This window comes from Piscirickettsia salmonis LF-89 = ATCC VR-1361, from assembly GCF_000297215.2.
Lineage (GTDB): Bacteria > Pseudomonadota > Gammaproteobacteria > Piscirickettsiales > Piscirickettsiaceae > Piscirickettsia > Piscirickettsia salmonis.
The window spans coordinates 1-1,539 of the sequence record NZ_AMFF02000277.1 but is presented as its reverse complement, the minus strand read 5'-3'; the positions used below and the strand labels follow the sequence as shown (position 1 = coordinate 1,539).

The window sequence follows — 1,539 nt, the reverse complement described above, 5'->3', positions numbered from 1 at the left end:
GGGTTTAAAGACACCCTCTAATGACATTTTTTCTACAGATGTCATCATTCACACAACCGATGGCACCTCTCAAGGCTTAAACGCACTCAAAGGCTTTATTATCGAAATGCAAACAGCATTTTCTAACCTACAACATCATTGTCATGAGATTATTAATAATAATAACCGCGTTGCTGCCCGTTTTTCGGGTCAAGGCACACACACGGGCACATTCCAAGGTATGCCCGCCACAGGGCGCTCCTTTAAGTTTACCGGCATGGGATTCTACCATATTAAAAATGGTAAAATTATTGAATTCTGGTTAGAAAATGATATGAGCGATTTTATGGCGGCTTTAGAAGGGATTCAACCATTTTAAGCATGTCTACTGAACTATATGGCCAAAATTAATTTTACTTAAAAACTAAGCTTACCTCTCAAGGCTATTGTTATGAATCTTCATCTAATGCTTATAATATTTAAAACCTTGGGTAATGCATCCCTTTGATTATCAAATCTAAATCACCTTACTAAACTCAAATTTATTGATGAACAACCTAATTATCATGTCATGCATTGTCTCGCTTTTCGAAAATAAAATTGCCTCCGTGTTAAACACTTAATTCAATGTAAGTCATGAACCTTCGCTTAAATATTTGCCTATTATGCCATATCAATCAGTGAGATACATTATCCAAAATACCAAAAAATATAAAGAATAGTTACTGTTCAAAAATACGGCTAATCTTCATAAATTATACTTATTAAATACCAATCGTTTTTTTGTATAAGATATTTGTTAATTTATATTATTTTTTGTTATATTATTAAATACAAATAATGTAAATTATTTTATGATAGCATTTACATAACAAAAGATATTAAATACTTAACCTATAATTTAACAGATAAAATTAAGTTGATTTAGTTTGCCGTTTTCATAGATATAAATTAACAAATTATCTTACATTTAATTTATAAATTAATTTTATTAAAAATAAATATTAATTATTATAGGTATATATCTAATATATGAAAAATATATAAATTTTAAAGTAAATTTAATAAATTAATTTTTTTAACGGAGGTATTTTTATAAAAAATATATTTAATAATGTTTAAATTATTTAACTTGAATATTTACATATATAAAACATTAATCCCAGTATTTAGGAGTTATAGCGCTCAACGAATAGTTTCTGACATTGACTTCATTACTTGACTAAGCGCTGTCTCTAAATTTATTTCATCTTGATCAAGCTTCATGCGAACCCTATTTTTAAGCGGTGACCATACATGCTCTATCGGGTTTAAATCAGGAGAATAAGGGGGTAAAAATAATAAGTGACAACCCGCATCTTCAATCGCTTCCTTAACCCCTTTTGATTTGTGAAAAGAGGCATTATCCATGATTACAGTCTCTCCAGGAGATAAACAGGGAATTAAGCACTGATCGATATAAGCCTGACAAACGTTAGCCTTCAACCATCATTGGTGCCATAAATTGCTTGCCGCGCAAACCACCTATAAAGTTAATTCGTATTGATTTTTTACCGGGCT

At 30.0% G+C, this 1,539-nt stretch carries 2 protein-coding genes; one reads left to right on the top strand and one right to left on the bottom strand.

Features of this window, described 5'->3' with window-relative positions:
• Positions 1-358 (top strand): ester cyclase (locus tag C200_RS14660; RefSeq protein ID WP_052133297.1); only part of this gene is annotated, 358 nt, incomplete at its 5' end.
• Positions 359-1,164: 806 nt separating this feature from the next.
• Here C200_RS14660 and C200_RS14070 read toward each other — a convergent pair.
• On the bottom strand, positions 1,165-1,464 hold the full coding sequence (locus C200_RS14070) for a transposase (RefSeq protein ID WP_080750139.1): 300 nt from the start codon (positions 1,462-1,464) through the stop codon (positions 1,165-1,167).
• Between the last annotated feature and the right edge of the window lie 75 nt (positions 1,465-1,539).